Genomic DNA, 24,210 nt, shown 5'->3' on the forward strand with positions numbered 1-24,210 from the left:
GATGGGGGCATGACCACTGCCGCCGCGGCCCCCGGGCCGTCCGCCGCCGACCCGTTCGACCTGCACGACGTCGCCTGGACGCCGGTGTCGCCCCGGCTGGCGGGCGCGCGCCTGCTCGTGCTCGCGGTGTGGGCCGTGGTGCTGCTCGTGCCGACGTCGGTGCTGGCCGCGGCCCTGGGGATCGCGTGGCTGTGGGCCGTGCCGGGCGTGCTCGCGGCGCTCCTGCTGTGGGGTGCGCTCGTCGTGCACCGGCAGGTGCGCGCGCTGCGCTACGCCGAGCGCGACGACGACCTTCTGATCCGCCGCGGCATCATGTTCCGCGAGCTCGTCGTCGTGCCCTACGGGCGCATGCAGTACGTCGACGTGAGCTCCGGCCCGCTCGCCCGTCGCTTCGACATCGCGACCGTGCAGCTGCACACCGCGGCGCCGGGCACGGACGCGACGATCCCGGGCCTGCCGCCGGCCGAGGCCGCGCGCCTGCGCGACCGTCTCGCGTCGCGCGGCGAGTCGCGTCTGGCCGGCCTGTGAGCACCTCGCTGCACCCCGTCCCCGAGTCGGCGGGCGAGGAGGGCTACGACTGGCGCCGGCTGCACCCGGTGACGCCCGCGCTGCGCGGCTGGAAGGTCGTCGCGGCGTTCGTCGCCGTCATCGGGTTCCAGATGTCCGACACGCTGCGGCAGATCATGGACGCGCTCGGCCCCGGGCGCGCGTGGCTCGTGGTGCTGGGCGTGGTGCTGCTGGTCGGGGTCGTGGGCTTCGTGTACTCGGCGCTCGCGTGGCGCGTCATGCGCTACGCCGTGACGGACGAGGCCGTGCACCTGCGCACGGGGCTGCTGTTCCGCCAGCAGCGGCAGGCGCGGCTCGACCGGCTGCAGGCCGTCGACGTCGTGCAGCCGCTGCTCGCGCGCCTGCTGGGGCTCGCGCAGCTCAACCTCGAGGTCGCGGGCGGCAGCGGCTCCGCGGTGCAGCTCGCGTTCCTGCGCGAGTCGGAGGCGACGGCCCTGCGCGCGCAGATCCTCGCGCTCGCGGCGGGGCTGGGCCCGCGCGGTGCCACGCCGCAGCCCGCGGCCGGCGCGGTCCCGCAGGGCGCGGTCCCGGCCGGTGCACCCGTCGCCGACGGCGCCCCGGCCGGTGCCGCCGCGTTCGAGGCCGCGCCCGAGCGGCAGGTGTACGAGCTGCCGATGGGCCGGCTCGTGCACTCGATCGTGCGGTCGGTGCCGCCGTGGCTCGTCGTCGTCGCGCTGGTCGGCGGTCTCGTCGTGGGCGTCGTGACCCACGACCTCGGAGGCCTGCTCGTCGGCGTCCCCGCCCTGCTGGGCGTCGGCGGGTACGTGTGGAACCGGCTCAACACGGGTGCGACGTTCCGTGCGGCGGCGTCGCCCGACGGCATCCGGCTGCGGCACGGCCTCACGGAGACCCGCGCGCAGACCGTGCCGCCGGGCCGCGTGCAGGCGGTGCGGCTCACGCAGGGTCCGCTGTGGCGCGGGCCCGACTGGTGGAAGGTCGAGATCAACGTCGCGGGGTACGGGCCGGAGGCCACGACCGAGTCCGTGCTGCACCCGGTCGCGACGCGCGCCGAGGCGGCCGTCGCGCTGTGGCTCGTGCTGCCCGACCTGGGTGTCGACGACCCGCTGGGCACGCTCGACGCGGCGTTCCGCGGCGTCGACGACGCGGGCGGCTTCACGCCCGCGCCGCGGCGCGCGCGGTGGGTGGACCCGCTGAGCCGCCGCCGGCACGGCGTGCTCGTGACCCGGACGGCGCTGATCATGCGCTCGGGCCGCTGGTGGCGCACGGTCGTCGTGGTGCCGCACGAGCGCACGCAGAGCCTCGCCCTGGAGCAGGGGCCGGTGCAGCGTCGGCTGCGCGTGGCGACGTTCGTCGCGCACTCGACGCCCGGCCCGATCTCGCCGCGCGTCGAGCACCTCGACGAGCACGTCGCGGCGGCGCTGCTCGAGCAGCAGGCGCGTCGTGCCCGCGAGGCGCGGGCCGTGGCCGGCCCGGAGCTGTGGATGCGGACCGCGTCGGCGGACCTCGGCGGCGCGGGGCAGGTCGTGGGCGCCGAGCCGCCGCGCCCGGTCGCCGCCCCGGCCGCCACCCCTGCCGAGCCCGCGTCGCCGGACCCGCGGCCGTGAGCGCCGACCCCGCGTCGCGGCCCGGGCGCCTCGGCGTCGGCGTCGTCGGGGCCGGCCGCGTGGGGGCCGTGCTCGGCAGCGCGCTGCGCGCCGCGGGGCACCCCGTGGTCGGCGTCTCGGCGGTGTCGGAGGCGTCGCGCGAGCGTGCGGCCGCGCTGCTGCCCGGCGTGCCGGTGCTGGACGTGCCGGAGGTCGTGCGGCGCTCCGAGCTCGTGCTGCTCGCGGTGCCCGACGACGCGCTCGCGCCGCTCGTGCGCGGGCTCGCCGGCACGGGCGCGTGGCAGGCCGGTCAGATCGTGGCGCACACGTCGGGCCGGTTCGGCGTCGACGTGCTCGGGCCCGCGCGCGCCGCGGGCGTGATCCCGCTCGCGCTGCACCCGGCGATGACGTTCACGGGCACCTCGCTGGACCTCTCGCGGCTCGTCGGCTGCACGTTCGCGGTGACCGCGCCGGCGCCGGTGCTGCCGATCGGGCAGGCGCTGGTCGTCGAGGTCGGCGGCGAGCCCGTCGTCGTCGCCGAGGACGCGCGGCCGCTCTACCACGCGGCCCTCGCGCACGGCGCGAACCACCTGGTGGTGCTGGTCGCGCAGGCCGCGCAGGCGCTGCGGGAGGCGGGCGTCGCCGAGCCGGGGCGCGCGCTGCGCCCGCTGCTCGACGCGGCGCTGGACGGTGCGCTGCGCGCCGAGGACGCGTCCGGCGACGGCGGTCCGGGCGCGATCGCCGCGCTCACGGGGCCCGTGCGGCGCGGCGACGCGGGCACGGTCGCCGACCACGTCGCGGTGCTGTCGGCGCTCGGGACCTCCAGCGGGGCGGTCGACGTGCCGGCGGGGTACGGTGCTCTGGCCCGCGCGGCCGCGGCCCGCGCGCTCGGTGCGGGGCTCGTCGGCCCCGACGCGGCGCAGGCGGTGCTCGACGCGCTCGCGGGCATCATCGGCGCCCCGGCCGCGTTGCACGAGGGGGACGAGCGGCCCGGCGAGGGCCCCGACGGCCCGTCGGGCACCGGCCCGGCCCCGCAGGACGACGGCGGCACCCCGCCGCAGGAGGACGCATGACCACGACCCACCCGGCGCTCGTGCGCGACCGCGCGGCGCTGGCCGCCGCGCTCGCCGCGCAGGACGCCGCGCCCCGGCCGGACGGTGCTGCGGCCCGTCCGTACCGGCGTGCGGTCGTCATGACCATGGGCGCGCTGCACGCGGGGCACCTCGCGCTGGTGGAGCGTGCGCGCGAGCTCGCCGACGCGGTCGTCGTGACGATCTTCGTGAACCCGCTGCAGTTCGGGCCCACCGAGGACCTCGCGCGGTACCCGCGCGACCTCGAGGGGGACGTCGCGCTGCTCACCGGGCCGGGGCTGCTGCGCGCGCAGGACGTGGTGTTCGCGCCGACCGTCGACGTCGTCTACCCGGACGGCGACCCGACGGTCCGCGTGGTCGCGGGCGGCCTCGGCGACGTGCTCGAGGGGGCCTCGCGCCCCGGGCACCTCGACGGCGTGCTCACGGTCGTCCTCAAGCTCCTGCACCTCACGCGCCCCGACGTCGCGGTGTTCGGTCAGAAGGACGCGCAGCAGCTCGCGGCGGTGCGGCGCATGGTGCACGACCTCGACGTGCCGGTGGACGTCGTCGCGCAGCCGACCGTGCGCGAGGCCGACGGGCTCGCGCGCTCGAGCCGCAACGCGTACCTCACCGCGGACGAGCGTGGACGCGCGCTCGCGCTGTCGGCCGCGCTCGCGGCCGGGACGCGTGCCGCGCAGGACGGGGCCGGCCCCGACGAGGTCCTCGCGGCGACGCGCGCCGTGCTCGACGAACGCCTCGCCGCCGACGACGCGGTGGACTACGTCGCGCTCGTCGAGGCCGCGACGTTCACGCCCGCGGGCCCGACCACGACGGACGCGCTGCTGCTGCTCGCGGTCCGCGTGGGCGCGACCCGCCTGATCGACAACGCCCCGCTCGCGCTGCGAGGGGCACCCGTGGGTGCCCCGGCCGCGGGCCGCACGCACGGAGGTGCCGCGTGACCACGCTGCAGCGCACGATGATGACCGGCAAGATCCACCGCGCGACCGTGACGGCCGCCGACCTGCACTACGTCGGGTCGATCACGATCGACGCGGACCTGCTCGCGGCGGCCGACGTGCTGCCGGGCCAGCAGGTCGACGTGGTCGACGTGACCAACGGCTCGCGCCTGACGACGTACGCGATCGCGGGCGAGCCGGGCGGCGGCGAGGTGTGCGTCAACGGCGCGGCCGCGCACCTGGTGCACCCGGGGGACGTCGTCATCGTCATCGCCTACGGCGCGATGTCGGACGCCGAGGCGCGGACGTACTCGCCGCACGTCGTGCTCGTCGACGCCGCCAACCGGATCGTGGACACGGGCGACGACCCGGGCCAGGTGCCCGAGGCGTGGACCGCGGAGTCGGGGCTCGTGCCCTCGGGTCTGCCGTTCGCGGAGGGCCGCGCGGCGGTCGTGCGCGAGGACTGAGCCCGCGCCGGGCGGTCCGCGGTCCGACCGTGGTGCCGACCCGGGGCGCGGCCGCGTTAGTGTCCGTGCGTGCCCGCGGTGCCGCTCCTGCCCGACCTGCCCCCCGTCCGTGTCGCGACGCGCCTGGCCGCGCCCGACCCCGGCTGGTCGGTCGAGGCCGACGCCGTGGTGGTCGGCTCGGGCGTCGCGGGCCTGACGGCCGCGCTCGAGCTGCGCACGCGCGTGCGGCGCGTGCTGCTGGTGACGAAGGGCGTGCTGTCGTCGGGGTCGACGGTGTGGGCGCAGGGCGGCATCGCGGCGGCGCTCGACCCCGCGGACTCGCCGGCGGCGCACCTGCGCGACACGCTCCTGGCGGGCGGCGGGCTGTGCGACCCGCGCGCGGTCGAGACGCTGGTCACCGAGGGGCCGCGCCGGGTCCGGGAGCTCGTGGCGCGCGGCGCGGTGTTCGACACCGGTCCCGACGGCGTCCTCAGCCTGACGCGCGAGGGCGGGCACCGGGCCGACCGGATCGCGCACGCGGGCGGCGACGCGACGGGCGCGGAGATCTCGCGCGCGCTGGTCGCGCAGATCGAGGCGGTGCGCGAGGACCCGGGCATCGAGGTGATCGAGCACGCGCTCGTGCTCGACGTGCTCACGGGCGCGCCGGGACCCGACGGTGCGCCGGGCCCGGTCGCGGGCGTCACGCTGCACGTCATCGGCGAGGGCTCGCGCGACGGCGTCGGCGCGGCGCTCGCGCCCGCGGTGGTGCTCGCGACCGGCGGCATCGGGCAGGTGTACCGCTCGTCGACGAACCCGGCGCAGGCGACGGGCGACGGCATCGCGGCGGCGCTGCGGGCCGGTGCGCTGCTGGGCGACCTGGAGTTCGTGCAGTTCCACCCCACGGTGCTGTGGCTGGGGGCGGGCGTGAAGGGCCAGCTCACGCTCGTGTCGGAGGCGGTGCGCGGCGAGGGTGCGCTGCTGCTCGACACGGACGGCGTGCGGTTCATGCCCGACGTGCACGAGCTGGCGGAGCTCGCGCCGCGCGACGTCGTGGCGCACGCGATCGTGCGGCGCATGGCCGCGACGGGGTCGGACCACGTGTGGCTCGACGCGCGGCACCTGGGCGGCGACTTCCTGCGTCGCAGGTTCCCGACGATCCACGAGCGCCTGGCCGAGCACGGCATCGACCCGGCGACGGACCTGGTCCCGGTGGCCCCGGCGCAGCACTACCACTCGGGGGGCGTCGTGACGGACCTCGACGGACGGTCCTCGGTGCGCGGTCTGTACGCTGTCGGCGAGGTCGCGTGCACGGGCGTGCACGGCGCCAACCGGCTCGCGTCGAACTCGCTGCTCGAGGGCCTGGTGTTCGCGCACCGCGCGGCGCGTGACGTGGCGGGGCGCGTCGAGGGCGGGTTCCTGCCGCGCGTCGAGCCGGTCGTGCGGCCGGGTGACGAGGCGCTGGTGGCGGCGGCCTCGCGGGCGCGCGTGCAGCGCGTGGCGACCGACGGGCCGGGCGTCCTGCGCTCGGCGGAGGGCCTGCGCCGCGCGCTGGACGCGCTGGGCCGGATCCCGGCCGACGCGCAGGCCCGGCGGGACGACGGCCGGCCGCTGGGGGAGCCGCAGCTCGCCGAGTGGGAGACGACGAACGTGCACCAGGTGGCGACGGTGCTGTCGCTCGCGGCGTTGGCGCGCGAGGAGTCGCGGGGCGGGCACGCCCGCGCGGACCACCCGGCGCCGCGGGACGCGTGGCGCGTGCGGGTGGGGGTGCGCGCGGCGGTCGGCGGCGGCGTCGTCGTCGGGACGTCGGGCCCGGCGTCCGACGGCGTGTCGTCCGACGACTCTCGATAGTTTCGATCTCGATCCTGCAACGAAAGTCGCGGCATCGCGACGACGCCTCTGGTCAGGCGACCAGATCCCCCGTACGTTGATCCGGCGAGATCCGACTTCGTGCGCAAAGGAGCGTCAATGCGTCGTCTCAGACACCATCGTGTCCTCGAAACTATCGGCGTGGGGGTGGCGGCGGCCGCGCTCGTCGTGGCACCCGCCGTCACGCTGGGATCGGCGGCGGTCGCGGCCGACGCGCCCGCCCAGGTGGACCTCGTCTTCGACTTCGAGGACGGCACGCTCCAGGGCTGGGAGCCCCGCGCCACCGGCGAGGGGTCGCCGACCGTCGACGTCGTGACGACCGGCGCGCACTCCGGCCAGCACGCCGCGCGCGTCTCCGACCGCGTGCACCAGGGGCAGGGCATCCAGCTGCCCGTGACGGACGTGCTCACGCCCGGCGCGCAGTACGAGTACGAGGCGTGGCTCCGGTTCGAGGCCGACCCGGGCACGCTCGTCCTCAGCGCGCGCACCGACACCGACGGCACCGTCGCGTACTCCAACGTCGCGACGTTCACGGGCGTGACGACCGAGTGGACCCGCGTGGGCGGCATCTTCACGATGCCGGAGTTCGGCACCGCCGCCGAGCTCTACCTCGAGACGCAGTGGGACGGCGGCAACGCCGGCAACACCTCTACGTTCCTGCTCGACGACGTGACGATCGCGACCCCGCAGGTCACGGTCGAGGACCTGCCGCCGCTGCGGGGCGAGGTGCCCTGGCCGATGGGCGTCGCCATCGACCAGCGCGAGACGCTCGGCGCCTCGCGCGACCTCGTGACGCGGCACTTCAACCAGATCACGGCCGAGAACCACATGAAGCCGTACGCCTGGTACGACGCCGACCGGAACTTCCGCATGGACCCGCAGGCCAAGGCGCTGCTCGACACCGCGGTGGCCGAGGACCTGCGCGTCTACGGGCACGTGCTGGTGTGGCACGGGCAGAACCCCGGCCAGACGGACGCCGACCCCAACACGGGCACGCCCGCGAACCCGGGCTGGATGTTCCTCGACGACGACGGCGTGCAGCTCACGTCGAGCCCCGAGGACCAGGAGCTGCTGCGCCAGCGCATGCGGCAGCACATCTTCTCGGTCGCGGAGACGATCGCCGACGCGTACGGCCCGTTCGGCTCGGAGTCGAACCCGCTCGTCGCGTGGGACGTCGTCAACGAGGTCGTCGCCGACGGCGGCGAGAACCCCGACGGCATGCGCCGCTCGGCCTGGTTCCAGATCCTCGGCGAGGAGTTCGTCGACCTCGCGTTCCGGTACGCCGACGAGGCGTTCAACGACGAGTACGCGGCCGCCGGCTCCGACCGTCCCGTGACGCTGTTCATCAACGACTACAGCACCGAGGCGATCGGCAAGCAGGACCGCTACTTCGCGCTCGTCTCGCGGCTGCTCGAGCGCGGCGTGCCGGTCGACGGCGTGGGCCACCAGTTCCACGTGAGCCTCTCGACGCCGGTCTCGGCCCTCGAGGCGGCGCTCACGCGCTTCGAGGCGCTGCCCGTCACGCAGGCCGTCACCGAGCTCGACGTCGCCACGGGCACGCCCGTGACCGAGGCGCGGCTCATCGAGCAGGGCTACTACTACCGCGACGCCTTCGACCTGTTCCGCGCGAAGGCGGCGTCGCTCTTCTCGGTCACGGTGTGGGGCCTGTTCGACGGCCGCAGCTGGGTCAACGACAACGGCGCCCCGCTGCTGTTCGACGACCGCCTGCAGGGCAAGCCCGCGTACTACGGCGCGGCCGGGCTCGAGCTGCCCGGGCGCATCGCGTCCGGCCAGTCGTTCGGCGGGCAGGTCGCGCTCGACGACGCCGCGGCCTCGGCGCCCGAGTGGGAGCAGCTCCCGCTCTCCCCGATCGGGGAGGACGGCGTCGCCGGCGGTCTGCAGACGCGGTGGACGGCCGACGCGCTGACGGTGCTCGCGCAGGTCCCGGCGGGCACCGACGCGGTCCGCGTCACGGTCGGGACGACGACGTACGCGGTGCCGCGCGAGGGCCAGGGCGACCTGCCCGCGGTCTGGGCCGCGCACGGCGACGGGTACCGCGTGGTCGTCCAGGTGCCCCTGACCGGGGCCGAGGAGGGCGACGTGCTCGCCTTCAACGTGGGCGTCGTGCAGGGCGAGCAGATCACGTCGTGGTCCGGCCGCGCGGGGTCCCTCGCGCTCGTCGAGCCGCTGTCGTACCTGGAGATCCCGTACGCCGCGGCCGACGTGCCCGACGTCGACGGCGACGTCGACGAGGTCTGGGCGGGCCTGGAGCCGGTCGTCACCGGCAAGCAGGTCTCGGGCAGCGGCACCGCGACGGCCGAGGTCCGCGCGCTGTGGGACACCGACACGCTGTTCGTGCTCGCGGAGGTCACCGACCCGGCGGTCGACAGCACCGCCACGCAGCCGTGGGAGCAGGACTCGGTCGAGATCTACCTCGACCTGGGCAACCGCAAGAACGGCGCCTACCTGCCGACCGACATGCAGCTGCGCGTCGGGGCCGACAACGCGGTGTCGTTCGGCAACGGCCCGGCCGAGCAGGCCGACCGCGTGCGCACCGCGACCGCGGCCACGGGCACGGGGTACGTCGTGGAGGTCGCGATCGACCTGATGGGTCTCGGCGGCGCGGACACCGTGCACGGCGTCGACTTCCAGGTCAACGACGCCGCGGGCGGCTCGCGCATCGGCATCACGAACTGGGCCGACCCGACGGGGCAGGGCTACCAGTCCACCGCCCGCTGGGGCGTCGCCAGGCTCGTCGAGGGCCCGGTGGAGCCGGAGGGGCCGCGCGTCACGCTCGGCAGCCAGGAGGTCCGCGCGGGCGAGGGCGTCGAGGTCGAGCTCGCCGGGTTCGCGCCGCAGACCGACGTCGTGCTGGCGCTCGACGCCGGGGCGACCGCGCGCGGCGGGCTCGGCGGCGTCGGCGCGGCCGCCGCGCCGGAGGGCCCGGTCGTGCTGGGCACCCTGACGACCGACCCGGGTGGGTCGGCCGTCGGGACGCTCACGGTGCCGGCGACCACCGCGCCGGGCGTGTACCTGCTGGTCGCGTCGGTCGACGGCTCGCCGCTGGCCGACGCCGCCCTGACCGTCCTCGCGGCGGCCCCGGGCGACGGCGGCACGGGCGGCGGCGACGGCGGTGGTGGCACCGGGTCGGCCGGTGGCACGGGCACCGGCAGCACCGGCGCCGGCGGCAGCCTCGCCGTCACCGGGACCGGGCTCGGCCTGGGGCTGCTCGCGCTGCTCCTCGCCGGCACGGGCACCACGCTCGTGGTCGCGCGTCGTCGCGGGCTCACCCCCGCGACGGTGCGGCAGACGCTGCTGCGGCGCTGACCGTGGCAGCGGCGCCGGGGTGACCTGCGGGTCACCCCGGCACCGGCCCCGCCGGACGTCCCCTCCCGACGTCCGGCGGGGCCTCGTCGTGCCCGGGGCGTCGCGCGCGGCTGCGCCGGTGGGCCGCCGGCTCGCGCCGCTACCGTGTCCCGGTGACCGCCGCACCCACGCCCGCCGCCCCCGCCCGGCCCGCCTCGCCCGTCCTGCCCGGCGACCCGGGCCCCGACGCGGGCGCGATCGCGCGGCTCGTCGCGGTCGCGCTCGACGAGGACCTGGGCGCCGCGCCCGGGCGTGACGTCACGACGCAGTCGACGGTGGACCGGGCCGCGCGCGGCGGCGCCGACGTCGTCGCGCGCGAGGCGGGTGCGGTCGCGGGGCTCGTCGTGGTGCCGGTCGTGCTCGACCAGGTCGCCGACCGGCTCGGCCTCCCGCACGCCGACGTCGTGTGGCACGTCGCCGACGGTGCGGTGGTCGACGCGGGTGCGGTGCTCGCGACCGTCACGGGCCCCACGCACGTGCTGCTCGTCGCCGAGCGCACGCTGCTCAACCTCGTCTCGCGCGCGTCGGGCGTCGCGACCCACACGCACCGGTGGACCCGTGCGCTCGCGGGCACGGGCGCGCAGGTCCTCGACACGCGCAAGACGACGCCGGGGCTGCGGGCGCTCGAGAAGTACGCCGTGCGGTGCGGCGGGGGCACGAACAAGCGCATGGGCCTGTACGACGTCGCGATGGTCAAGGACAACCACGTGGTCGCGGCGGGGTCGGTCGCGTCCGCGGTCCGCGCGGTGCGCGAGCGCCACCCGGACGTCGCGGTCCAGGTCGAGGTCGACCGGCCCGAGCAGGCCGACGAGGCGCTCGACGCGGGCGCCGACTTCCTGCTGCTCGACAACATGCCGACCGACGTGCTGGCCGCGACGGTCGCGCGCGTGCGGGCCCGCGAGGCCGCCACCGGGCACGTCGACCTCGAGGCGACGGGGAACCTCACGCTCGAGCGGGCGCGCGAGGTCGCGCTCACGGGCGTCGACTTCCTGTCGGTCGGCGCGCTCACGCACTCGTCGCCGATCCTCGACGTCGCGCTCGACCTCGACCCGCGCTCGGTCGTCGCACCGGGCGCCGCGACGGACGCGGGGGAGCTCCGCGCTCGCCCGTAGAATCCCGGGGTGACCGAACGCACCGCACCCGCCGACCCGAACGCCGCCGACGCGGCGACGCCCGCCGTGGACGACGTCCCCGAGCAGATGCGCGTGCGCCGGTCCAAGCGCGAGCGGCTGCTCGCGTCGGGCGTCGAGGCCTACCCGGTGTCCGTGCCGCGCACGCACACCATCGAGGACGTGCGCGCGGCGCACCCCGACCTCGAGCCGGGCAGCGAGACGGACGACGTCGTGGGCGTCGCCGGGCGCGTCGTGTTCCTGCGCAACACCGGCAGGCTCGCGTTCGCGACGCTGCAGGACGGCGCCGGGACGCGCCTGCAGGCGATGCTGTCGGAGAAGGAGGTCGGCGCCGACGCGCTCGCCGCGTTCAAGGCCGACGTCGACCTCGGCGACCACGTCTTCGTGCACGGCCGCGTGATCGCCTCGCGACGCGGCGAGCTGTCCGTGATGGCCGACGAATGGCGCATGGCCGCCAAGTCGATCCGCCCCTTGCCGAACCTCTACGAGGGCACCGAGATGTCCGAGGAGGCGCGTGTCCGGCAGCGTTACGTCGATCTGATCGTGCGTCCGGGAGCGCGCGAGATGGTGCGGCTGCGGTCGGCCGTCGTGCGGTCGTTGCGGGAGAACTTCTACCGCCGCGGATATCTCGAGCTCGAGACCCCCATGCTCCAGGTGCGCCCCGAGGGGGCGGCCGCGCGCCAGTTCGAGACGCACATGAACGCGTTCGACATCGACCTGTACCTGCGGATCGCGCCCGAGCTCTTCCTCAAGCGCGCGGCGGTCGGCGGCGTCGAGAGGGTCTTCGAGATCAACCGGAACTTCCGCAACGAGGGCGTCGACTCGACCCATTCGCCGGAGTTCGCGATGCTCGAGGCGTACGAGGCCTACGGCGACTACGACACCATGGCGGCCCTCACGCAGGACCTCGTGCAGACCGCCGCGCTCGACGCGCTGGGCACGACCGTCGTGACTCTCGCCGACGGCAGCGAGTACGACCTGGGCGGCACGTGGACGTCGCTGACGATGTACGGCTCGCTGTCCGAGGCGCTGGGCGAGGAGATCACGCACGACACGTCCGACGAGCGGCTGCTCGCGCTGCTCGACGCCGCCGAGGTCGAGCTCGCGCCCGCGCAGCGCAACCACGGCAAGATGGTCGAGGAGCTGTGGGAGCACCACGTCGGCGCGACCCTGTGGGCGCCGACGTTCGTCCGCGACTTCCCGGTCGAGACGTCGCCGCTGACGCGTGACCACCGCACCGAGCGCGGCCTGGTCGAGAAGTGGGACCTGTACGTGCGGGGCATGGAGCTCGCGACCGCGTACTCCGAGCTCGTCGACCCCGTGGTCCAGCGCGAGCGCTTCGAGGCGCAGGCGCTGCTCGCGGCGCGCGGCGACGACGAGGCCATGCGCATCGACGAGGACTTCCTCGCCGCGATGGAGCACGCGATGCCGCCGTCGGGCGGCATGGGGATGGGCGTCGACCGGCTGCTCATCGCGATGACGGGTCACGGTATTCGTGACACCATCCCATTCCCTCTCGTGAAGCCGCAGGTCTGACGTTGTCACCGTGGGAGGGTCCGTGAACGGCTGGGGTGCAGTTCTGGCAGCGTTGCTGCCGTCGGTCGGCGTCGGGCTGATCTTCTGGTTCTCGATGCGGGCGATCATCAACGCCGACCGCTCCGAGCGGCAGGCGATCGCACGGATGGACGCCGAGCACGAGCACAGCGGGCGCACAGAAGCCCCGTAATTCGAGGGTTGCGTTTGACGCGCTCAATGTCGGGTGAGACAGTGAGCGCGTCAGCTCAAATCCCCCATTGTCCGGGAGCATTCATGGCACAGAAGGTGCAGGTCCTGCTGGTCGACGACGTCGACGGCGGGACGGCGGACGAGACCGTCACGTTCGGTCTCGACGGCGTGACGTACGAGATCGACCTCACGTCGGAGAACGCCGCGAAGCTGCGCGACGCGTTCGCGCAGTGGGTCGCCAACGCCCGCAAGGTCAGCGGTCGCTCCTCGGGCCGGTCGGCGGGCCGCGCCACCTCCACGTCGTCGCGCTCGGCGCGCTCGAACGAGGCGCAGGAGATCCGCGAGTGGGCCAAGGCCAACGGCTACCAGGTCTCCGAGCGCGGCCGCATCTCGGCCGAGGTCAAGAAGGCCTACGACGACGCGCACTGAGCGTCGCCGCGTCGCCCAGGGGGTCGCGCGACGCAGCACGAAGGGGCCGGCACCCGCGGGTGCCGGCCCCTTCGTCGTCCCGGGACGGGGGTCAGGCCGGGCGGTCGACCGTGAGCTCGCGCGCCGCGGCGTACTGCGCGCGGACGTGCGGCTCGGGCGTGCCGGTCATGACCTCGGCGCCGGTCGACGCCGACCACGCGGGCGGCGCGTCCTGGCCCGACAGGACCCACGCCGCCTGCCGTGCGGCGCCGTCGGCGACGTACTCGCCGGGGGTGGGCACCTGCACGTCGAGCCCGAGGATGCCGGGCAGCACGTGCCGCACGGCCTCCGACTGCGCGCCGCCGCCGATGAGGAAGACCCGCTCGACCGGCACGCCGACCGCGCGCAGCGCGTCGATGCCGTCGGCCAGCGAGCAGAGCATGCCCTCGACGGCCGCGCGCGCGAGGTGCGCGGGCGTTGTGTTGGCCAGGCGCATGCCGTGCAGCGCGCCCGTGGCCAGGGGCTTGTTGGGCGTGCGCTCACCCTCGAGGTACGGGATGTGCACGAGGCCGTCGGCGCCCGCGGGGGCCGACAGCGCGAGGCGCGACAGGCCCGCGTGGTCGACGCCGAGCATGCGGGCCGCGGCGTCGAGCACGCGCGACGCGTTCAGCGTGCACGCGAGCGGCAGGTAGGAACCGGTCGCGTCGGCGAAGCCCGTGACGAGACCGGAGCCGTCGGCCGTCGGCGCGGCGGCCACCGCGGAGACGACGCCCGACGTGCCGAGCGACACCGCGACGTCGCCGGGCAGCAGGCCCAGCGCGAGCGCCGCGGCCGCGTTGTCGCCGGCGCCGGGGCCGAGCACGGGCCGCAGCGCGAATCCGGGCGCCACCGGCCCCGCCTCGTTCGCGGCGAGCACGCGCGGCAGGCGCGGCGTCGAGCCGAGCGCGAGCTCGAGCAGGTCGGTGCGGTAGTCCTCGGTGAACGGCGACCAGTAGCCCGTGCCGGACGCGTCCGACCGGTCGGTCACGAGGCCGTCGAGACCGACCTCGGCCATGCCGCCGGCGAGCTTCCAGGTGAGCCAGTCGTGGGGGAGCGCCACGGCCGCGACGCGCGCCGCGTTCTCGGGCTCGGCGTCGCGCAGCCAGCGCAGCTTCGTGACCGTGAGCGACGCGACGGGCACCGAGCCGATGGCCGACGCCCACGCCTGCGCCCCGGCGGCCGCGTCACCGTCGCCGAGCTCGGCGACGAGGTCCAGCGCGGCCTGCGCCGAGCGCGTGTCGTTCCACAGCAGGGCCTCGCGGACCACCTCGCCGTCGGCGTCGAGCACGACCATGCCGTGCTGCTGCCCGCCCACGCTGATCGCCTCGACGTCGTCGAGGCCGCCCGCGTCGGCGATCGCCGCCTGCAGCGCGTCCCACCAGTGGTGGGGGTGGACCTCGGTGCCGTCGGGGTGCTTCGCGCGGCCCTGGCGCACCAGCGCACCGGTCTGCGCGTCCCGCACCACCACCTTGCACGACTGCGTGGACGAGTCCACACCTGCCACGAGCGTCATCGCGTGTGCTCCTCTGCGAGCGGCCCGGGCGTGCCGGGCGTCGGGTGTCCGAGCGGGGGTCCTGCCGGCCCGCTCGGACGTCGGGTGCCGGGGACGGGCGACGCCCGGGGAGCGCGAGGCTCCCCGGGCGTCGGGTGGTGCTGGGGTCAGCCGCGCGCGCCGAGCGCGTGCTCGAGCGCGAGCTGGTTGAGGCGCACGAAGCCGAAGCCGTGCTTGGCCACGCCGTCGACGTCGAAGTCCTCGAACACCGAGCGGTCGGCGAGGAAGTCGGCCAGCGACTCGCCCTCGTCCAGCGTCGGCTTGGCGAGCTCGAGCACGCCGGCGGCCTCGACGGCCTCCTGGACCTCGGGGTCCTCGCGGAACGCGATCGCGCGCTCCTTGAGCAGCAGGTACGTCGCCATGTTGGCGCGCGCCGACTCCCAGACGCCGTCGAAGTCCTCGGTGCGCGAGGGCTTGTAGTCGAAGTGCACCGGGCCGGTGTACTTCGGGCCGCCGCCGGGGAAGCCGTTCTCGAGCAGGTCGACGGTCGCGAACGCGGAGAACAGGTCGCCGTGGCCGAACACCAGGTCCTGGTCGTACTTGATGCCGCGCTGGCCGTTGAGGTCGATGTGGAAGAGCTTGTCCGCCCACAGCGCCTGCGCGAGGCCCGTCGTGTAGTTGAGGCCGGCCATCTGCTCGTGGCCCGTCTCGGGGTTGAGGCCGACGATGTCGCCGTGCTCGAGCTTGGCGATGAGGCCCAGCGCGTGCCCGATCGTCGGGAGCAGGATGTCGCCGCGGGGCTCGTTGGGCTTGGGCTCGAGCGCGATGCGCAGCTTGTAGCCCTTCTCCTTGATGTACGCGGCGACCGTGTCGATGCCGTCGGCGTACGCCTGGTGCGCGGCGTAGAGGTCCTTGGCCGAGTCGTACTCGGCGCCCTCGCGGCCGCCCCACATGACGAACGTGTCGGCGTCGAGCGACGCGGCGAGGTCGACGTTGCGCAGGATCTTGCGCAGCGCGTAGCGACGCACACGGCGGTCGTTCGACGTGAACGCGCCGTCCTTGAAGACGGGGTGCGTGAACGTGTTGGTCGTGACCATCTCGACCGTGATGCCGGTCTCGGCGAGCGCGCCGCGGAAGCGGTCGAGGATCTTCTCGCGCTCGGCGTCCGAGGAGCCGAAGGGCACGACGTCGTCGTCGTGGAAGGTCACGTGCGCCGCGCCGAGCTCGGCGAGCTTGTGCACGGACTCGACCGGGTCGAGCCACGGGCGGGTGGCGGCCCCGAACGGGTCCTGCGCGTTCCATCCGACCGTCCAGAGGCCGAACGAGAACTTGTCGTCGGGGGTGGGCTTGCGAACCATGACGCCTCCACGTCGAGTGCGGTCCGGAGGCGCGTCGATGGCGACCCCGGTTTTGTTCTCGGGATGAATTTATCCCGCGGTCTCGGTAGGGTCAAGCCATGCCGAGGACGGACGACGCACCCGACGCCGCCCCCGGCGACGTCGCCGCGGAGCGTCCCCGGACGCCCCGCACACGGGAGGGCCGGGCGGCCGAGCGCGTGCCCGACCCGCAGCGCGCGGCCCGGCAGGCGCAGATGCGCACGCACAACCTGTCGGTCGCGCTCGCACAGGTCGTCGACGCGACCGAGCCCCCGTCGCGCGCGCAGATCGCCGCCGCGACGGGACTGTCGCGCGGCACCGTCACCGGCCTGGTCGACGTGCTCATCGAGGCCGGGCTCGTGCGCGAGCTCGACCCCGTCGTCGTCGCGCGCGCCGGCCGGCCCGCCGTGCCGCTCGCGCCCGCACCCGGCCGCGTCGCGGGCGTCGGCATGGAGGTCAACGTCGACTACCTGGGGCTGCGCGCCGTCGACCTCGCGGGCGACGTGCTCGTCGAGACCGTCGAGCGCGCCGACCTGCGCGCGAGCGACCCCGGCACCGTCCTCGACCGGCTCGCCGCGCTCGCGGGCCCCGTGCTCGCCGCGCTGTCCGCCGACGGCGTGCGCGTCGCCGGGACCGCGCTCGCGCTGCCGGGGCTCGTCGACCGCATCACCGGACCGCTGCGCTACGCGCCGAACCTCGGGTGGCGCGACGTCGACGTGGTCGCGCGCCTCGCGGCGCACCCCGTGCTCGCGGGCCTGCCGCCGCGCGTCGCCAACGAGGCCAACCTCGCCGCGCGCGCCGAGGCCCACGCGCGCCGCGGACCCGTCGCGCCGTCCTTCCTCTACGTGTCCGGCGAGGTCGGCGTCGGCGGTGCGCTCGTGCTGGACGGCGAGATCTTCCTCGGCCGGCACGGCTGGAGCGGCGAGATCGGGCACGTCGTCGTCGACGCCGGCCCGGGTGCGAGCGCACCCGTCTCACTCGAGCAGCGCGCCGGGCAGGACGCGATCGCGCGCGCCGCGGGCCTGGCACCCGGGGCGCCGTTCGCCGAGGTCGTCGCGGCCGTCGCGGCGGGTGACCCGGTGGCACTCGAGGCCGTGCGCGCCGCCGGGCGCTGGCTCGGGCTCGCGGTGTCGACCGTCGCCAACGTCGTCGACGTCAGCGAGATCGTCCTGGGTGGCACGTTCGGGCTCGTGTTCGACGAGGTCCGCGGTGCCGTGGCCGATGCGCTCGCCGACCGCGTGATCTTCGCTGACTGGTCGTCGCCCTCGGTGTCCCGCTCGCGCTCCGGGGACTACCCGGCCATGACGGGCGGCGCGCTCGCCGTCCTGCGCACGGTCGTCGCCGACCCCACCCCCTGGATCGCCGCGACGCCCTGACCCGCCGGGCGTGCGCGTCTGCGTCCGCATGCCGGGATCGGCTCGTCGCGAGACCGGGCTGACGTGGTTCACGGGGGCCGACGGGCGACCCCAGCCCGGTCTCGGTGGCGCCACGTCCCAGGTCGCGGACGGTACGGTCCGAGCTCCGGCACGACGCCCGCCGGCCGGTGCTACCGGTGGGCGCCCGCGGCCGGCTCCGCCCGTGCGGTCCGTCGACGTCCTGGTGGCTGCGTCGACCACGGCGCGGCTGCGTAGGGTCGTCGCCGTGAGCGCGACGACACCCCTGTGGATCGGCACCTTCCCGCACGCCGGCATCGGCACCGAGGCCGGGCTCGGCGAGGGGATCTGGCGCGTGGACCTCGACCGCACCACCGGCGCCCTGGGCGAGCCGCGGCCCGTCGTCGAGACCCCCGCGCCCACGTTCGTCGCGACGCACCCCGGCGGCCGCTGGCTGTACGCCGTGGGGGAGAGCGAGCGGGGCACGGTCACGGCGTTCGAGGTCACCGCCGACGGCGGTCTCGTGCCCCGCGCGACCGTGACGTCGGGTGGCTCGGCGCCGTGCCACCTGCTGGTCGTCGACGACGCGCTGCTCGTCGCCAGCTACGTCGACGGCGTGCTGGCGGTCGTCCCGCTGACGCCCGACGGCGCGTTCCGCCCGGAGGTCACCGCCGCGGGGGTGCCCGCGCAGGTCCTCCCGCACACCGGGTCGGGCCCGGACCGCGATCGCCAGGAGGGCCCGCACGCGCACTTCGTCGCGCTCACGCCCGACCGCCGCCACGTGCTCGTGGCCGACCTCGGCACCGACGAGCTGCGCCGCTACGCGCGCGCGGCCGACGGGACCCTCGTGGCCGACGGCGTGGCGGCCGTGCTGCCGCCCGGCACCGGCCCGCGCCACGTCGCCTTCGCCTCCGACGGCGCGCACCTGTACGTCGCGGGCGAGCTCGACGCGACCGTCCACGTGCTGGCCTGGGACGCGGCGTCGGCGACCGGCTCCCCCCGGCAGACGGTGCCCGCGGTGCCCCCGGCGGAGGCGGCCGACGGCGTGCGCCGGTCGCCGTCGCACGTGCTGCTCGACGGCGACCGTCTGCTGCTGGGCGTGCGCGCGCTCGGCCTGCGCGGCCCGGACGCGGTGACCTCCTACGACGTCCGCGCGGACGGCACGCTCGGCGAGCCGCGCACCGCGCCGCTGCCAGGCCCGACGCCCCGCCACCTCGCGGTCGTCGACGGCTGGACGGTCGTCGCGCTGCAGGACGCGCACGCGCTCGTCGTGCAGGGCCCCGACGGCACCCAGGTGGCGGAGGTCGCGCTGCGCTCGCCGGCGTGCGTCGTGCCGGTCGTCACCGCCTGACGCGGCCGCACGCCGCACGCCGCACCCCGCACACCGCACCCCGCGTCGACGGACACCTGCACGGCGCGGCGGACAGCGGCGCGCGGCTGTTCGTCGTCCGCCCGGCTGTCCGTCGGCGGAGCGAGCGCTGCGCAGCCCGGGGCGGCGGCCGTCAGCCGGGGACGACCACGCCCGCCTCGTACGCCGCGACGACGAGCTGCGCACGGTCGCGGCGGGCGAGCTTGCGCAGCAGCTCGGACACGTGGGTCTTGACCGTCTGCTCGCCGATCCCGAGCCGCTCGGCGACCTCGGCGTTCGACAGCCCGCCCGCGACGGCCGTCAGCACCTCGCGCTCGCGGGGCGTGAGCCGGTCCACGCCCGGCACCTCACGACGGGGTGCGGCGTCGACGTCGGCCAGCAGGTGCCGTGCCACCCGTGGTCCGAGCAGCAGGGCCCCGGCGGCGACGAGACGCACGCCCTCGACGAGCCTCGCCGCGGGCACGTCCTTGAGCAGGAACCCCGACGCGCCCGCCTGCAGCGCGCGCGTCACGTACTCGTCGAGGTCGAACGTCGTCAGCACGATCACGTGCGTGCCGGGGTGCGCGGCGCGGACACGCGCTGTCGCGGCGATCCCGTCGAGCCGGGGCATGCGCACGTCGACGAGCGCCACGTCGGGCCGCGTCGCGCCGACCAGCGTCACGAGCTCGACACCGTCACGGGCGGTGCCGACGACCTCGAGGTCGGACGTCGCGCCGAGGATCGTCGTGAAGCCCTCGAGGACGACCGGCTGGTCGTCGGCGACGACGACCCGTGTCACGGCGCGTCGAGGGGCAGGGTGACCACGAGCACGAACGTACCGTCGTCGACCTCGGTGGCCACCGAGCCACCCAGCGCCTCGACGCGCTCGCGCATGCCCGTGAGCCCGTGCGCGGGCACGCCCGTCGCGCTCACGGAGACCGCGTTGCTCATGCGGAACCCGACGACCCCACCGTCCGCCGCCAGGACGAGGCGGACCGCCGCGTCGGGTGCGTGGCGTCGCGCGTTGCTCAGACCCTCCTGGACCGCCCGGTGCAGCACGTGCCCGACCCCGCCGGCGAGGTCCGGCCACCCGCCCTCCACCGTGACGTCCTGACCGGCGCCCCGGGCCGCCGCCACGAGGGCCGGGACGTCGGACGCGCCGGACAGCGGCCCGAGCGGCGCGTCGTCGCCGCGACGCAGGACCGTGAGCACGTGCCGCAGCTCGGCCAGGGCGGTGCGCGCGTCGTCGGCGATGCACGCGAAGGCCTGCGCTGCGCGGGGATCCAGGTCGGGCACGCCGTACGGCGTGCTCTCGGCGCGGACGGCGACGAGCGACACGTGGTGCGCCACCACGTCGTGCAGCTCTCGGGCCAGGCGCGTGCGCTCGGCGACTAAGGCGCTCTCGGCGCGCGCGTCGTCTGCCGCGATCACGGCCTGCCGTGTGCGGGCCGCGGCCGTCCGTAGCGCGTGCCCGAGCCACGCGGCGACGCCCAGCGCACCGGCGGCGTACGCGGCCAGGCCGAGCCCCGCCTCCACGCCCGCGGGGCCGGTGGACGGGTAGCCCGGGCCGTGCGGGAACAACGCCGCCATACCCCCGCGACCCGTCGGGTCGAACCCGTGGGCCCAGGCGACGCCGATCGCACCGGCTGCCGCCCAGGGGACGAGAGCGACGATCGGGCGGGACGTCGCGACGACCACCGCGACCGCCGCGACCGCGAGCCACGACGACGCGAGCGCCGTGCCGTACAGGGGGACGAGCGCGAACGGCACCAGCGCGACGACCGTCGCGAGCCACGGCAGGCGGACGGCGAGCAGGACGGCGACGACCCCGAGCAGCCCGGCGCAGGTCGCCACGAGGCCGAACCGGTGCTCGTCGCTCGACGCCCAGCCCTGGCGCACGAGCGCCTCCGCCCAGGAGGAGCTGCCGACGGCGTCGGGCAGGAACAGGGGGGTGCCCGCGAGCAGGACGGCGACCGCGAGAGCGAGCGTCAGTGCGGTCACGCGCGTCAGCAGCGCCGCGTGGTCGACACGCCGCCACCGGTCCGCGAGCCACACGACGGCTGGGGGAGCAGGGGCGGGGTGGTCGGCGACGGCGGAGGTCATGGCACCGATGGTCCCGGGACCGGGGTGTCCCGACCCACCCCCGGCGGGGTGATCGTCCTCCCCCGTGCGAGGGAGGTCCCCGACGGTGGTCCCCGCGCGCTCCCGCCCCGCGCGTCCGGCGGCCCGCGCGCCCTCCCGCCCCCCCGCGCCTTCCCGCCGCGCGCGTCCACGGACACCCGTGCGGACGACGGACAGCGGCGCGCGGCTGTCCGTCGAGCCGCGACCGTGTCCGTCGGCGCCCGGGGTGCGCGCCGGAGCGGCGGGTCCGGCCGGTGGGCACCGGTGGCGTGCTCGCCCCGACGGCGGGCCACAATGGGGGGTGACCACCGACCGGGCGCCGCGCGTCGCCATGCTCTCGGTGCACACGTCGCCGCTCGACCAGCCCGGCACGGGCGACGCGGGCGGCATGAACGTGTACGTGCTGGAGCTCGCGCACGCGCTCGCGGCGCGGGGTGCGCGCGTCGAGGTGTTCACGCGCGCCACCCGGTCCGACGTGCCGGAGACGGTGGTGCTCGACGGCGCCGACGCCGCGGGGCGCGGGCTCACGGACGCCGACGCGCGGGGCGTCCTGCTGGCCGACGAGGTGCCGCCGGGCGTCACGCCGCCCGTGCTGGTGCACCACGTCCCGGCCGGCCCGTTCGAGGCGCTCGACAAGAACGACCTGCCCGGCGTGCTGTGCGGCATGGCGGCTGGCGTGCTGCGCTCCGAGGCGGCGCGCCGGCCCGGCTGGTACGACGTCGTGCACTCGCACTACTGGCTGTCGGGCCAGGTGGGGGCGATCGCGGCGCAGCGCTGGGAGGTGCCGCTGGTCCACACCGCGCACACGCTCGCGAAGGTGAAGAACGCGAACCTCGGCCCGGGTGACGCGCCCGAGCCGACCGTGCGCGTCGTCGGCGAGGAGCAGGTCGTCGCGGACGCGGACGCGCTCGTCGCGTCGACGCCCGTCGAGGCGCGCGAGCTCGTCGAGCTGTACGGCGCGGACCCGGAGCGCGTGCACGTCGTCGAGCCGGGCGTGGACCTCGACCGGTTCCGGCCCGGCGGCCCCGGCGCGCGGGCCGACGCGCGGCGTCGCCTGGGCCTGCCGACCGACCGGCCGGTCGTGCTGTTCGCGGGGCGCGTGCAGCCGCTCAAGGCGCCCGACGTGCTGGTCCGCGCGCTCGGCGTGCTGCGCGCCACGGGTCGTCCCGTGCCGCAGCTCGTGGTGCTGGGCGGGCCGAGCGGGCGTCCGACGGCGGTGCGCGAGCTGCTCGCGCTCGCGGTGACGCTCGGCGTCGACGACGACGTCGTGGTGCGCCCGCCGGCGCCGCGCGACGAGCTCGCCGCGTGGTACCGCGCGGCCGACGTCGTCGCGATGCCGTCCCGCTCGGAGTCGTTCGGCCTGGTCGCGGTCGAGGCGCAGGCCACGGGGACGCCCGTGCTCGCGGCCGCCGTGGGCGGGCTGCGCACGGTCGTCGACGACGACGTGTCGGGCCGGCTCGTGCCGGGGCACGACCCCGCGGTGTGGGCCGACGCGCTCGCCGACGCGCTCGCGGACCCGGGGCGACGCGCGCGCTGGGCCGAGGGCGCGCGGCGGGTCGCCGAGCGGTACGCGTGGACGACGGCCGCGGACCAGCTCCTCAAGGTCTACGCGGTCGCGGGCGAGGCGCGTCGCTGACCCGCGCGCGTCCCGCGGACCGCGGGACGGACGTCCCTGCGGGGCCCGCCGGGCTGCGGCAGGATGGAGGTCATGACCTACACCCTCGTGCTGCTCCGCCACGGCGAGAGCGAGTGGAACGCGAAGAACCTGTTCACCGGCTGGGTCGACGTCCCCCTCTCCGAGAAGGGCGTCGAGGAGGCCAAGCGGGGCGGCAAGCTCCTGACGGACGCGGGTGTGCTCCCGGACGTCGTGCACACGTCGCTGCTGCGCCGCGCGATCACGACCGCGAACTACGCGCTCGACGTGGCCGACCGCCTGTGGATCCCCGTGAAGCGCTCGTGGCGCCTCAACGAGCGTCACTACGGTGCGCTGCAGGGCAAGAACAAGAAGCAGACGCTCGACGAGTACGGCGAGGAGCAGTTCATGCTCTGGCGCCGCTCGTACGACGTGCCGCCGCCCGAGATCGAGCTCGGCACCGAGTTCTCGCAGGACCAGGACCCGCGCTACGCCGGTGAGCCGATCCCGCGCACCGAGGCGCTCGCGCAGGTCCTCGAGCGCGCGCTGCCGTACTGGGACGCCGAGATCGTGCCCGACCTGAAGTCCGGCAAGACGGTCCTGGTCGCCGCGCACGGCAACTCGATCCGCTCGATCGTCAAGTACCTCGACGACGTCGACGAGCAGACCATCGCGGGCATCAACATCCCCACGGGCATCCCGCTCGTCTACCACCTGGACGAGGAGACGCTGAAGCCGACGAACCCCGGCGGCACGTACCTCGACCCCGAGGCGGCCGAGGCGGCCATCGCGGCCGTGGCGAACCAGGGTCGCTGAACGCCCTGACGCACCGCTGACGCACGACGACGGCCGGTCCACCCACGGGTGGGCCGGCCGTCGTCGTCGGTGCGGCCCCCCGGGGCCGGGACGCGACGAGGCGCCCGCCCCCTCCCCGGGACGGACGCCTCGTCGTCCGTGGCGGGGCGGTCGGCCCCGCGGACGGCACGGGTGCCGGTCAGGCGCCCCGCACCGCGGCCGGGTCCAGCGCGTCGGCGAGGTCACCCGTCACCAGGTAGACCATGCGCCGCGCGACGGACACGCCGTGGTCGCCGAACCGCTCGTAGTAGCGGCCCAGCAGCGTGACGTCGACGGTCTCCTGCGTGCTGCGCTCCCACGGGCCCGACAGCATCGCGGTGAACGTGTCGGAGTGCAGCGCGTCCAGCAGGTCGTCGTCCTGCTGGATCGACTCGGCCAGCGCCATGTCCCGCGTCTCCAGCAGGGTCGCGACGCGGCGGGCGACGCGCACGGCGGCGTCCTGCATCTGCGTGAACGTCGGCTCGAGCCCGGCCGGCACGGCCGTCCCGGGGTACCGCAGCCGTGCGACCTGCGCGACGTGCCGCGCGAGGTCCCCCATGCGCTCGAGCGACGCGCTCATGCGCAGCGCCGACACGACGACCCGCAGGTCGGTCGCGACGGGCTGCTGCTGCGCGAGCAGCCGCACGCAGCGGTCGTCGAGGTCGCGCTCGAGCGCGTCGATCGCGAGGTCGTCGGCGATCACGGACTCGGCGAGCTGGAGGTCGGCGGTGAGCAGCGCGATACCCGCGCTGCTGATGGCCTGCTCGACCCGGCCGGCCATGGCGACCAGGTCCTGGCCGAGCTGCGTGAGCTCGGCCTCGAAGATGTCCCGCATGTGCTCCCTCTCCCTGCGCGTGTGCAGCCCACACGGTGGCACGCGTCGGTGAACGAGCGCCGCCCGGCAGGTGAACAGCCG

At 76.1% G+C, this 24,210-nt stretch carries 20 protein-coding genes; 15 read left to right on the plus strand and 5 right to left on the minus strand.

What is annotated here, in order from left to right; genetic code table 11:
• Positions 1-9: 9 nt before the first annotated feature.
• The 11 genes from E4A51_RS14635 (at position 10) to E4A51_RS14680 (ending at position 13,099) form a co-directional block, all read left to right on the plus strand.
• On the plus strand, positions 10-528 hold the full coding sequence (locus E4A51_RS14635) for a PH domain-containing protein (RefSeq protein ID WP_070318855.1): 519 nt from the start codon (positions 10-12) through the stop codon (positions 526-528).
• Complete coding sequence (locus tag E4A51_RS14640; RefSeq protein WP_134852209.1) at positions 525-2,132, plus strand: PH domain-containing protein; 1,608 nt, start codon at positions 525-527, stop codon at positions 2,130-2,132. The genes E4A51_RS14635 and E4A51_RS14640 overlap by 4 nt, the downstream gene beginning before the upstream one ends.
• Entirely contained in the window at positions 2,129-3,184 is a 1,056-nt protein-coding gene (locus E4A51_RS14645; protein ID WP_087508389.1) for a Rossmann-like and DUF2520 domain-containing protein, read from the plus strand. Before E4A51_RS14640 ends, E4A51_RS14645 begins: the two co-directional genes overlap by 4 nt.
• Positions 3,181-4,140, plus strand: a complete 960-nt coding sequence (gene panC / locus E4A51_RS14650) for a pantoate--beta-alanine ligase (protein WP_134852210.1) — start codon at positions 3,181-3,183, stop codon at positions 4,138-4,140. The genes E4A51_RS14645 and panC overlap by 4 nt, the downstream gene beginning before the upstream one ends.
• On the plus strand, positions 4,137-4,604 hold the full coding sequence (panD, locus tag E4A51_RS14655) for an aspartate 1-decarboxylase (protein WP_070318858.1): 468 nt from the start codon (positions 4,137-4,139) through the stop codon (positions 4,602-4,604). The genes panC and panD overlap by 4 nt, the downstream gene beginning before the upstream one ends.
• A gap of 78 nt (positions 4,605-4,682) precedes the next feature.
• Positions 4,683-6,431 (plus strand): L-aspartate oxidase, encoded by a 1,749-nt coding sequence (locus E4A51_RS14660; RefSeq protein ID WP_134852256.1) that lies wholly within the window; start codon positions 4,683-4,685, stop codon positions 6,429-6,431.
• A gap of 117 nt (positions 6,432-6,548) precedes the next feature.
• Positions 6,549-9,776, plus strand: coding sequence for an endo-1,4-beta-xylanase (locus E4A51_RS14665; protein ID WP_134852211.1), 3,228 nt, complete (start codon positions 6,549-6,551; stop codon positions 9,774-9,776).
• 152 nt (positions 9,777-9,928) lie between these two features.
• Positions 9,929-10,927 (plus strand): carboxylating nicotinate-nucleotide diphosphorylase, encoded by a 999-nt coding sequence (gene nadC, locus E4A51_RS14670; RefSeq protein ID WP_134852212.1) that lies wholly within the window; start codon positions 9,929-9,931, stop codon positions 10,925-10,927.
• A gap of 87 nt (positions 10,928-11,014) precedes the next feature.
• Positions 11,015-12,481: a lysine--tRNA ligase gene (lysS, locus tag E4A51_RS14675; RefSeq protein ID WP_240696509.1), complete on the plus strand. Its 1,467-nt coding sequence runs from the start codon at positions 11,015-11,017 to the stop codon at positions 12,479-12,481.
• Positions 12,482-12,503: 22 nt separating this feature from the next.
• Positions 12,504-12,671, plus strand: a complete 168-nt coding sequence (locus E4A51_RS18420; RefSeq protein WP_167748928.1) for a hypothetical protein — start codon at positions 12,504-12,506, stop codon at positions 12,669-12,671.
• Positions 12,672-12,754: 83 nt separating this feature from the next.
• Positions 12,755-13,099, plus strand: a complete 345-nt coding sequence (locus E4A51_RS14680; RefSeq protein WP_070318861.1) for an Lsr2 family protein — start codon at positions 12,755-12,757, stop codon at positions 13,097-13,099.
• A gap of 91 nt (positions 13,100-13,190) precedes the next feature.
• On the opposite strand, the gene xylB is transcribed toward E4A51_RS14680, so the two are convergent.
• The gene (gene xylB, locus E4A51_RS14685; protein WP_070318862.1) at positions 13,191-14,630 is read right to left on the minus strand and encodes a xylulokinase; all 1,440 of its coding nucleotides are present in this window, start codon (positions 14,628-14,630) and stop codon (positions 13,191-13,193) included.
• Between the two features lie 146 nt (positions 14,631-14,776).
• Positions 14,777-15,967, minus strand: coding sequence for a xylose isomerase (gene xylA / locus E4A51_RS14690; protein ID WP_134852213.1), 1,191 nt, complete (start codon positions 15,965-15,967; stop codon positions 14,777-14,779).
• A gap of 98 nt (positions 15,968-16,065) precedes the next feature.
• Between xylA and E4A51_RS14695 the strand changes: the two genes are divergently transcribed.
• Together E4A51_RS14695 and E4A51_RS14700 are read left to right on the plus strand one after the other, a co-directional pair.
• Positions 16,066-17,361, plus strand: coding sequence for an ROK family transcriptional regulator (locus tag E4A51_RS14695; RefSeq protein WP_134852214.1), 1,296 nt, complete (start codon positions 16,066-16,068; stop codon positions 17,359-17,361).
• 265 nt (positions 17,362-17,626) lie between these two features.
• Positions 17,627-18,709 (plus strand): beta-propeller fold lactonase family protein, encoded by a 1,083-nt coding sequence (locus E4A51_RS14700; RefSeq protein ID WP_167748929.1) that lies wholly within the window; start codon positions 17,627-17,629, stop codon positions 18,707-18,709.
• Positions 18,710-18,860: 151 nt separating this feature from the next.
• Here the strand turns inward: E4A51_RS14700 and E4A51_RS14705 are convergent, their stop codons facing one another.
• A complete protein-coding gene (locus E4A51_RS14705; RefSeq protein ID WP_087508381.1) occupies positions 18,861-19,505 on the minus strand; it encodes a response regulator transcription factor in 645 nt (214 codons plus the stop codon).
• On the minus strand, positions 19,502-20,809 hold the full coding sequence (locus tag E4A51_RS14710; protein WP_134852216.1) for a sensor histidine kinase: 1,308 nt from the start codon (positions 20,807-20,809) through the stop codon (positions 19,502-19,504). The genes E4A51_RS14705 and E4A51_RS14710 overlap by 4 nt, the downstream gene beginning before the upstream one ends.
• 319 nt (positions 20,810-21,128) lie before the next feature.
• Between E4A51_RS14710 and E4A51_RS14715 the strand changes: the two genes are divergently transcribed.
• Entirely contained in the window at positions 21,129-22,463 is a 1,335-nt protein-coding gene (locus E4A51_RS14715; protein WP_134852217.1) for a glycosyltransferase, read from the plus strand.
• A gap of 72 nt (positions 22,464-22,535) precedes the next feature.
• Complete coding sequence (locus E4A51_RS14720; RefSeq protein ID WP_046531123.1) at positions 22,536-23,276, plus strand: phosphoglyceromutase; 741 nt, start codon at positions 22,536-22,538, stop codon at positions 23,274-23,276.
• A 178-nt stretch (positions 23,277-23,454) separates the two neighbouring features.
• On the opposite strand, the gene phoU is transcribed toward E4A51_RS14720, so the two are convergent.
• Positions 23,455-24,129, minus strand: a complete 675-nt coding sequence (phoU, locus tag E4A51_RS14725) for a phosphate signaling complex protein PhoU (protein ID WP_046530066.1) — start codon at positions 24,127-24,129, stop codon at positions 23,455-23,457.
• Positions 24,130-24,210 lie beyond the last annotated feature (81 nt).

Origin of the sequence: Cellulomonas sp. HD19AZ1, assembly GCF_004535805.1 — a bacterium.
GTDB lineage: Bacteria > Actinomycetota > Actinomycetes > Actinomycetales > Cellulomonadaceae > Cellulomonas > Cellulomonas iranensis.

What these genes read in the sequence shown, in the direction of transcription:
- xylA (WP_134852213.1), bottom strand. Translation starts at nt 15,967, where the DNA reads ATGGTTCGCAAGCCCACCCCCGACGACAAGTTCTCGTTCGGCCTCTGG.
- lysS (WP_240696509.1), top strand. Translation starts at nt 11,015, where the DNA reads ATGCGCGTGCGCCGGTCCAAGCGCGAGCGGCTGCTCGCGTCGGGCGTC.
- E4A51_RS14695 (WP_134852214.1), top strand. Translation starts at nt 16,066, where the DNA reads ATGCCGAGGACGGACGACGCACCCGACGCCGCCCCCGGCGACGTCGCC.
- panC (WP_134852210.1), top strand. Translation starts at nt 3,181, where the DNA reads ATGACCACGACCCACCCGGCGCTCGTGCGCGACCGCGCGGCGCTGGCC.
- phoU (WP_046530066.1), bottom strand. Translation starts at nt 24,129, where the DNA reads ATGCGGGACATCTTCGAGGCCGAGCTCACGCAGCTCGGCCAGGACCTG.
- E4A51_RS14665 (WP_134852211.1), top strand. Translation starts at nt 6,549, where the DNA reads ATGCGTCGTCTCAGACACCATCGTGTCCTCGAAACTATCGGCGTGGGG.
- E4A51_RS14710 (WP_134852216.1), bottom strand. Translation starts at nt 20,809, where the DNA reads ATGACCTCCGCCGTCGCCGACCACCCCGCCCCTGCTCCCCCAGCCGTC.
- E4A51_RS14720 (WP_046531123.1), top strand. Translation starts at nt 22,536, where the DNA reads ATGACCTACACCCTCGTGCTGCTCCGCCACGGCGAGAGCGAGTGGAAC.
- E4A51_RS14680 (WP_070318861.1), top strand. Translation starts at nt 12,755, where the DNA reads ATGGCACAGAAGGTGCAGGTCCTGCTGGTCGACGACGTCGACGGCGGG.
- E4A51_RS14635 (WP_070318855.1), top strand. Translation starts at nt 10, where the DNA reads ATGACCACTGCCGCCGCGGCCCCCGGGCCGTCCGCCGCCGACCCGTTC.
- xylB (WP_070318862.1), bottom strand. Translation starts at nt 14,630, where the DNA reads ATGACGCTCGTGGCAGGTGTGGACTCGTCCACGCAGTCGTGCAAGGTG.